Source organism: Meridianimaribacter sp. CL38, assembly GCF_004328055.1.
Taxonomy (GTDB): Bacteria; Bacteroidota; Bacteroidia; order Flavobacteriales; family Flavobacteriaceae; genus Gaetbulibacter_B; species Gaetbulibacter_B jejuensis.
In genome coordinates, this window is record NZ_QKWS01000006.1 from 221874 (window position 1) to 230604 (window position 8731).

The window sequence follows — 8731 nt, forward strand, 5'->3', positions numbered from 1 at the left end:
TTAAAAATAAAACATTAGAAAGAAATCAAATAAAAATTAAAAATGCTAAAAACTTAATGTAAATGTTAAAATTGCTAAAACATTAAGTTTCATGGTGGTTTTGTTAACATTTTTTTATGAGAAACACTTGGATATTTAATATATTATTAAGATGTTTGCGCTAGACTAACTCAAATAATTGTTTTATGAAATTAAAGTTAACATGGTTAATGACGCTATTTATGGCGTTTGTGATGCAGTTTTCTTTTGCACAAGAGAAGACTATCACTGGAACAGTTACATCAGCAGCAGATGGTTTACCATTGCCTGGTGTAAATGTAATTGTAAAAGGAACTACTAGAGGAGTTCAAACAGATTTTGATGGAAATTATTCTATTCAAGCTAATGTTGGAGAAACTTTAGTCTTTTCTTTTGTAAGTATGAAAACTACCGAATTAAAAGTAGGAGCAAGTAATACTATTAATTTATCAATGGAAGAAGATGTTGCGGTATTACAAGAAGTTGTTGTTGTAGGTTTCAATACGAAATCTAGAGATCAATTAACTTCAGCAGTATCAAACGTAACTTCTGAAGACCTTGAAAGAATTGCACCTTCTGTAAGTATTGATAATATGCTTCAGGGTCAGGCATCTGGTGTTCAAGTAACAGCTCAGAACGGTAAGCCTGGTCAAACGGCATTTATACGTGTTCGTGGTATTGGATCAATTAACGCTGGTAACCAACCATTATATATTGTGGATGGTGCTCAGATTAACGAAGAAGATGTAAATGCTATTAACCCTAACGAGATTGAAAGTATCAGTGTTCTTAAAGATGCTGCTTCTACATCTATTTATGGTGCTCGTGGTGGTAATGGTGTTGTACTTATCACAACTAAAAGAGGTGGTAAAGACAAAGATGCTGTTTTTAGAATTAACTCAAGAATTGGATTTAACAGAAGACTTAAAGACAATTTTGAAATGATGAATGCAGCTCAAAAACTTCAGTATGAAAGAGAATTAGGAGCTTACGGTTTAAACGTAGGTGAAGGTTCTTCTATTAGTTCTGATGCAGAGTATAATCGTTTAGTTGCTTTAGGGCACAACTGGGAAGATGATTTATTACAAGATGGTGTTGTACAATCTATTAGTTTTTCTGCACAAGGTGGAGAAGATAAAACTAGATATTTCTTCTCATTAGGATATGATGAAGATACTGGTATTATTGAAACTTTAGACGCTTACAACAGACTTTCTGGTCGTTTAAACGTTGACTATGATGCTAAAGAGTGGGCAACAATTGGAACAAGTTTATCTTTCTCATCTATTGAGACTACAGATCCAAGAGATAGAAATAACGTTCAAAACCCATTTAGAGCTATTTATGATTACAATCCTTATGAAACTGTATATGTACAGGATGATGCAGGTAATTTAATTTTAGATGCTAACGGTCAGCCACAGTTTAACGCAACTTCTGCAGGTTATCCTGTTCTTGCTGAGCTTACTCAAAATATATCTTCAAGATTCTACAATCGTGTGATTGGTAACTTATTCTTAGATTTAAGATTACATGATAACTTAACATTTAGAACTCAAGGTTCAGGTGTTTACGAACAATATAGAAGAGAAAACTACTTACAACCAGGATCTGTTTTAGATTTAATTGTTAACGGAGGAGTTCCTACAGGTAGTAAAACTGATAATGGAAGCTTTGACTTCACATATACTTGGTTAAACAAGTTAACGTATAACAATACATTTAATGAAGTACACAATTTAGAAGTTACTGCATTAACTGAATATATTGCTAATAACTTCAGATCTTATTCTGCTAATGGACAAGGGTTCACTGTAGGAGGACCATCTGTTTTAGATGCAGCAGCAACTCCTTTTGCAGTAGCTGGAGCACGTTCAGAGTACTCAATATTCTCTGTTGCAGGAAACGTTGATTATAACTACGATGATAGATATATCGTTACAGGTACTATTAGACGAGATGGTTCATCTCGATTTGGTAAGAATACAAAATACGGTACATTCTTCAGTGGTAGTGTTGCTTGGAATATCTCAAACGAAGAGTTTTTAGCAAATAACGATATAATAAGCAACTTAAAGTTAAGAGCATCAGCTGGTACTTCTGGTAACGACCAAATTGGACGTTATGCTTCAATTACCACTTATGGTCCTGTAGCTTATAACAATGGACTTAATGGTATCGTTCCTTTTAACATTGGTGATCCTAACTTAAGTTGGGAGGAGAACTTTAACTACGGTGTAGGTGTTGAGTTTGGTTTATTTAAAAACAGAGTAAGAGGTTTAATCGATTATTATAACAGAACGACTTCTGAATTATTACTTAACGAGCAATTACCGTTTACAACTGGTGGATATGCAGTTACAGGTAACCTTGGTGAAATGGTTAATAAAGGTTGGGAATTTGAATTATCAGCTGATATTATCCGTAACCAAGACTTTAGATGGACAGTATCTGGTAACTTAAACCTTTATGATAATGAAGTTACTAAGTTAACTAACACAGGTGAGGATTTATTTACTACTTCTAACTATTACACAATTCTTAGAGTTGGAGAAGAAGTTAACACATTCTACATTCCTAGATATGCAGGAGTGAATCCAGCAAATGGTGATGCTTTATATTATGATACTGATGGTAATATTACTAATGAAGCTGCAGGTAATGAAGTAGCATTGTCTGGTAAGTCTCCATTTGCAGAATTAGACGGAAGCATTAGCACAACATTAGATTATAAAGGATGGGATTTATCAGCTAACTTTTATTTCAAGCAAGGTAACTATATTTATAACTTGATGGAAATGAACATGTTAAGTGATGGTGATAATGCTAATTCAAACCAAAGAGTAGATGCATTTAACTATTGGACAACTCCTGGTGACACTAACGTACTTCCTAGACCAAATAATGACACTAATCAAACATCTGATAGATTTTTACAAAAAGGTGATTACATTAGATTAAGAAGTTTACAGTTAGGATATAATCTTCCTAGTAAGTTCACAGAAAAAATGTCAATCGATGCTTTAAGAATTTATGTTTCTGGAACTAACTTATGGACATATGCACCTCACTATAAAGGTGATCCAGAAGTTGGTATTGGTTCAGGTGAAACACAAGGAACTAATGTAATTCCTGGGGAGTTCTCACTTTACAGTTACCCTACAACAAGAAACCTATCTTTAGGAATCGATTTAAAATTTTAAAAAATATTTGATATGAAAAAATATATTTATTTGTTAACATTAAGTTTAATCTTTTTCTCTTGCGATGAAAGATTAGATTTGAATCCTTATGGTTCTACAGGTGCAGAGGTTGCTCTTGTAACACCAGCTGATTTTGAGAACGCCATTAATGGTATGTATACTCAAATGGAGTCAGCAAACTATTATGGAGCTAACTTTATGTCTTTTCCAGACGTATTAACAGACAATTTGATTTATAACCCAGATGGGAGACAAACTCAAAGAGTAACATACGAGTGGAGATATAATGCAAATGCTACACAAGGAGCTTTTATGGCTCAAGCATACAGAGTGATTCAACAAGCTAACTTTATTTTAGAAAATATTGACAGACTTGAAGAAGGAAGTCAAAAAGATAATATTAGAGCACAGGCTTTAGCTGGTAGAGCATTATCTCATTTTAACTTATGTAATTTGTTTGGTAAAATACCAACACAATCTGCTGATGCAGGGAGTGCTTTAGGTATGCCTTACTTAACTAGTTCTGATATTCGTCAAACACCGGCTAGAAATACAGTTAGCGAAGTTTATGATAATATCATAACTGATTTACAAACAGCAGCTAGTCAAATTAGCTCTGAAAATGGTATTGAAAGATTTAACAGAAATGCTGTATATGGATTATTATCTAGAGTTCATTTATATGCAGGAAATATGCCAGATGTTGTAACTGCAGCTAATCAAGTTACTGCAAGTGTTAGTACAACTGCAAACTTTCCAAGTATTTGGGATGATTCAAGTGATGACGGTGTGCTTTTTGAATTAAAAAACTTCGATGCTGATACTAATGTATCAACAGGAGTACCATACAGTCAAACATTAACTGACGGAATTTATTCTGAGTACGTTGTTGAATTTGGATTAAACAACTTATATCAGCCATCTGACATCCGTAGATTTGCTTATATTGATACTAGTCCATTTGGTTCTACTGGAATTTACAACCACGTAGCAAAGTATTTATCTAGCTCTGTTAACACTGGTTCAGGTGTAGTAGACTCTAAGGTAATTAGAGCTGCTGAAGTTCAATTAAACAAAGCAGAAGCTTTAGCGTCAATGACAGGACAAGATGGTGCTGCTTTGGCTGCATTAGATTTAGTAAGATCTAACAGATATGCTGGTTTTGTTAGTGGTGGAGAAACTGGACAAGCACTTAAAGATGCTATTCAGTTAGAAAGAAGACTTGAGTTAGCTTTTGAAGGTCACCGTTTCTTTGACGTTAAGAGACAAGGTTTACCTATCAACAGAACTAATGCTGGTGAGTTTTTTGATGGAACAGGAACACCTCCATTATTCTTAACACTTACTGCTTCTGATCACAGATTTCAATTACCTATTCCAAAAAGTGAAATTGATGTAAATCCTAACATGGAGCAAAACCCAGGATACTAATTATAAAAATCAAAGCAATGAAAAAAATATTTTATTTATCAGTCATTCTTTTGTCAATGGTATTAGTATCATGTGATGAAGATGATAACGTACACCAATATACTGGTAACAGTGTTGTATATTTTGATGGAGCAACTACTTCTTCATTATTAGTTCCAACTGCTGGAGCGACTAAAGAAGTTGTATTAGTTGCAACTAATTTGAGTGATGCTGCACGATCTTTCTCTGTGTCTGTTGATGCAGAATCAACTGCACAAGAAGGTGTTGATTTTAATTTAATGACTAACTCAATTACTATTGCTGCTGGTGAGTACTCTGGTTCATTAGTTATAGAAGGTCTTTACGATGGTGCAGATCCTGACGGAACACGTTTAATATTAAACTTAGATTCTGAAAATGCTGAAGTAGCAGGTTTTAGTAATTCTTATAGCTTAGATATCTTTAAGCAATGTGAGTCTGATTTATCAGGTTCTTATTCTGTAACTACTACTTACGGTTATCATGACTTTTTACCAGATTATAATCCAAGTACAATAGATGCTGATATTACTGAAGTTGATGCTGGTGTTTATTCTGTATCTGATTTCTCTGGTGGATTGTATAGCGAAGGTCCTTATGCTGGTGCATATGGAACAGATGCGGCAGATAACACATTAGTTTTTACAGATTTCTGTGGAAATATAAGTTGGGAAGGTCAAACAGATCCATGGGGTGATATTATTCCATTAGATGGTGGAACTAATTCTGTTGATTCAGGAACAGGTGTGATTACATTATCTTGGTATTGTACAGGTTATGGAGAAAATGGAGTTTCAGTTTATACTCCTCAATAACATTTAATTTAACACTATTATTATGAAGAAAATATTAAAAATAAGTTTAGTTCTATTAACATTTATTGGGTTTGTATCTTGTGATAGTACAGATGATGATACAAGCTATTTAGATAATAGAACTCCTGTAGCATATTTTGTGCCAGGAAATAGTGGAACACTTTTAGTTGAAGAAGAGGCACCTGCAGTATACACAGTTACAGTAGGTATATCTGAAGCTCAAGCAACAGATAGATCATATGTAGTTTCTGTAGATCCTTCATCAACAGCTCAAAGTGGTGTAGACTATAGCATTAATCTTAGTAACCTAGTAATTCCAGCAGGTTCTGTAGTAGGAACTTTTACTGTAACAGGTATTTATGCAGGAACTACTTTAGCAGGTAGCTCATTAAAGCTTAATTTAGACAGTGTTGAGGAAACTAGTGTTTTAGCTAGAAGTCAATTCAATTTGTCAATTTTTAGATCATGTCCAGTAGATTCTGATTTCTTAACTGGTTCTTACATGATGCAACAAATATCAGGAACGGCTCCTTTTGGTATCGGTTCTGCTTTTGGAGGTAATCAAATTGTTGACATAACTGCAGATGCTAACACGCGTACATTTAATTATGTATACGCTCCAGGATCTTTCGATTCTCCTTATTTCATGACATTAGACTTAATATGTGGTAATGTATTTGTTTCTGGAACTATTCAACCAGGTAATGGTACATTAGGTTGTGGTAATGGTAGTATTGGTCAATCTACAGGTTCTACACCAGGAACATATGATTCTGAAGACGATTCTGAAGTAACTGTAAATATTTTAGATTTTGAACCAGATTCTGGTTGTGCTACTAATTATGAAGCTGTAATCAAGCTTATTAAGCAGTAAATACAAATCATATTTTAAAAAAACCCACTTTTAAAGTGGGTTTTTTTATACATAATATTCACCTATAATTCTCGTTTTAAATATTTACTTTTGCATCAAGTATATCAAAAGCATATGAAAAACCTTCTTTGTATTGTATTATTTTTTTTTAGTTTAAAAGGATTAGCTCAAGAAATTTCTGTTGATAAAGCTGCATTAAAGAGAAATCAAGTTGTCAATGATACAATGCGAAGTTCAAATAAGAGTACTTCAAATAAAAATATAAAGAACCAAGATGCTACAATTGACTTATATAAAATAATATCTTTTGAAAACGATACCACTATTGTTGATACTACTTTAACAATAAAAAAGGAGTATAAGTTTAACTATTTAAGAAAGGATAATTTTGAACTACTAAACTTTTCTAATCTTGGACAGACATATAATACATTAAGTTCTAATTTTTACTCCGAGAGAACAATGCCTCTTTTTGGAGCAAGAGCAAGACATTTTAATTATATGGAAATTGAAGATATTAATTATTATCACGTTCCAACCCCCTTTACAGAACTTCTTTATAAATCTGCTTTTGAACAAGGTCAACTATTAGACGCCTTCTTTACTGTTAATACTTCTGAACAACTAAATTTTTCTATTGCATACAAAGGACTTCGTTCGTTAGGAAAATACCAGCACATATTAACAAGTACTGGTAATTTTAGGTTTACTACCAATTACACTACAAAAAATAGAAGATACAAGGTTAGAGCTCACATTGTCATGCAAGATTTAATGAACCAAGAAAATGGAGGTTTGCAAGATGAAGACTTAGTAAATTTTGAAACTGGAGATGAAGAGTTTTTAGACCGTTCTGTATTTGACCCAAATTTTGAAAATGCTGAAAGCATACTAGAAGGTAAGAGGTTTCATCTAGAGCACCAATACCAAATCACCAAAGCTCAAGACTCAATAGCAAATAATACCCTAATAATCGGTAACAATATTTCTTTTGAAGATAAATACTATCAATTTACGCAAACTACACAAAACGATTATTTTGGTGACGCTTTTTTAAGCAGTAGTATTAATGACAAAGTAACTTTAGAAGATTTCTACAATAGGTTTTATGCAAGTTATCATAATAAAGATATTGGTCATTTAAGATTAAATCTCGATTACAATAATTTTAACTATGGATATGATACAGTTGTGTTTTTAGATGACAATAGTATCACTAATAGAATAAAAGGAGATGTTTTATCTGTAGGAGGAGCATATAATAAATCTTTCAACAAGTTTAGTATAGAAGGAGAACTAGGGGTTAACGTTTCTGGAGATTTTGAGGGAAACTTTTTTAAAGCTAAAGCCTCCTATAAAATTAATGACAATACTAAAGCTTTAGCAACATTCAATTCAAGTTCTAGAGCACCAAATTATAACTTTCAATTATACCAAAGCGACTATTTAAACTATAATTGGGATAACACTAGCTTATTTAAAAATATTAATACACAACAAATAGCTTTTCAATTACAGTCTAAAAAAATTGCAAACCTTTCTTTTGATTATACTATAATTGATAATTACACCTATTTTCAAAAAGAAACTGACACTACGTTTGTAAAACCATATCAAGCTAATTCCTCAATTAATTATTTTAGATTAAAACTTAATAAAGAAATTAAGTATGGGAAATTTGCATTAGACAACACCATCATGTATCAAGAAGTACTAAATGGAGAAAACATATTAAATGTACCAAAAATAATAACTAGGAATACATTATACTATTCTAATCACTTCTTTAAAAAAGCACTCTATTTACAAACAGGAGTCATATTTAATTATTTCTCCGAATATAATATGAATGCTTACGATCCAATACTTGCTGAATTTTACGTTCAAAACAATACTAAAATAGGAAACTTTCCAAGGCTAGACTTTTTTATCAATGCAAAAGTTCGTCAAACAAGAATCTATTTAAAAGCAGAACATTTTAACTCAGCTTGGACAGGTTATAATTATTACTCGGCTCCCAACTATCCATACCGAGACTTCACAGTAAGATTTGGTATTGTATGGAACTTCTTTCTATAAACTTTTATTACACCTATACTATACATAAAGATAATAGAGATTAATAGTGTAGAGTTATTTTGTGTGTTTTAAGTTTATGTATATATGTGTTTAAAGTGTGTATTTTAGTTTAATGTAGTTTTCCAGGAAGTATAAATGATAAGAATATTACATGTAAAGTATTGGTTTATAGAGTGGGCGAAATTTTTCGAGAAAAACATTAAAAAAAAGTAAAAAAAAGTTTGCGATAAAGAAAAAATAGGTTGTATATTTGCAGCCGCTAAAAACGGGAACGTTGAGGCAAAAAGTTCACA

Annotated in this window: 5 protein-coding genes; all 5 read left to right on the forward strand. The window is 32.4% G+C overall.

Translation table 11 applies throughout. The features are described 5' to 3' along the window. The first annotated feature begins 185 nt into the window (after positions 1-185). The 5 genes from DMZ43_RS14220 (at position 186) to DMZ43_RS14240 (ending at position 8438) form a co-directional block, all read left to right on the forward strand. The gene (locus tag DMZ43_RS14220) at positions 186-3221 is read left to right on the forward strand and encodes a TonB-dependent receptor (protein ID WP_129761004.1); all 3036 of its coding nucleotides are present in this window, start codon (positions 186-188) and stop codon (positions 3219-3221) included. 12 nt (positions 3222-3233) lie between these two features. Continuing rightward, on the forward strand, positions 3234-4652 hold the full coding sequence (locus tag DMZ43_RS14225) for a RagB/SusD family nutrient uptake outer membrane protein (protein ID WP_131508994.1): 1419 nt from the start codon (positions 3234-3236) through the stop codon (positions 4650-4652). Between the two features lie 17 nt (positions 4653-4669). Further along, complete coding sequence (locus tag DMZ43_RS14230) at positions 4670-5485, forward strand: hypothetical protein (protein ID WP_131508995.1); 816 nt, start codon at positions 4670-4672, stop codon at positions 5483-5485. 22 nt (positions 5486-5507) lie between these two features. Continuing rightward, positions 5508-6359: a hypothetical protein gene (locus tag DMZ43_RS14235; protein ID WP_131508996.1), complete on the forward strand. Its 852-nt coding sequence runs from the start codon at positions 5508-5510 to the stop codon at positions 6357-6359. Between the two features lie 114 nt (positions 6360-6473). Next, a complete protein-coding gene (locus DMZ43_RS14240) occupies positions 6474-8438 on the forward strand; it encodes a putative porin (RefSeq protein WP_131508997.1) in 1965 nt (654 codons plus the stop codon). The last annotated feature ends 293 nt before the right edge of the window (positions 8439-8731 follow it).

What these genes read in the sequence shown, in the direction of transcription:
- DMZ43_RS14240 (WP_131508997.1), top strand. Translation starts at nt 6,474, where the DNA reads ATGAAAAACCTTCTTTGTATTGTATTATTTTTTTTTAGTTTAAAAGGA.
- DMZ43_RS14220 (WP_129761004.1), top strand. Translation starts at nt 186, where the DNA reads ATGAAATTAAAGTTAACATGGTTAATGACGCTATTTATGGCGTTTGTG.
- DMZ43_RS14235 (WP_131508996.1), top strand. Translation starts at nt 5,508, where the DNA reads ATGAAGAAAATATTAAAAATAAGTTTAGTTCTATTAACATTTATTGGG.
- DMZ43_RS14225 (WP_131508994.1), top strand. Translation starts at nt 3,234, where the DNA reads ATGAAAAAATATATTTATTTGTTAACATTAAGTTTAATCTTTTTCTCT.
- DMZ43_RS14230 (WP_131508995.1), top strand. Translation starts at nt 4,670, where the DNA reads ATGAAAAAAATATTTTATTTATCAGTCATTCTTTTGTCAATGGTATTA.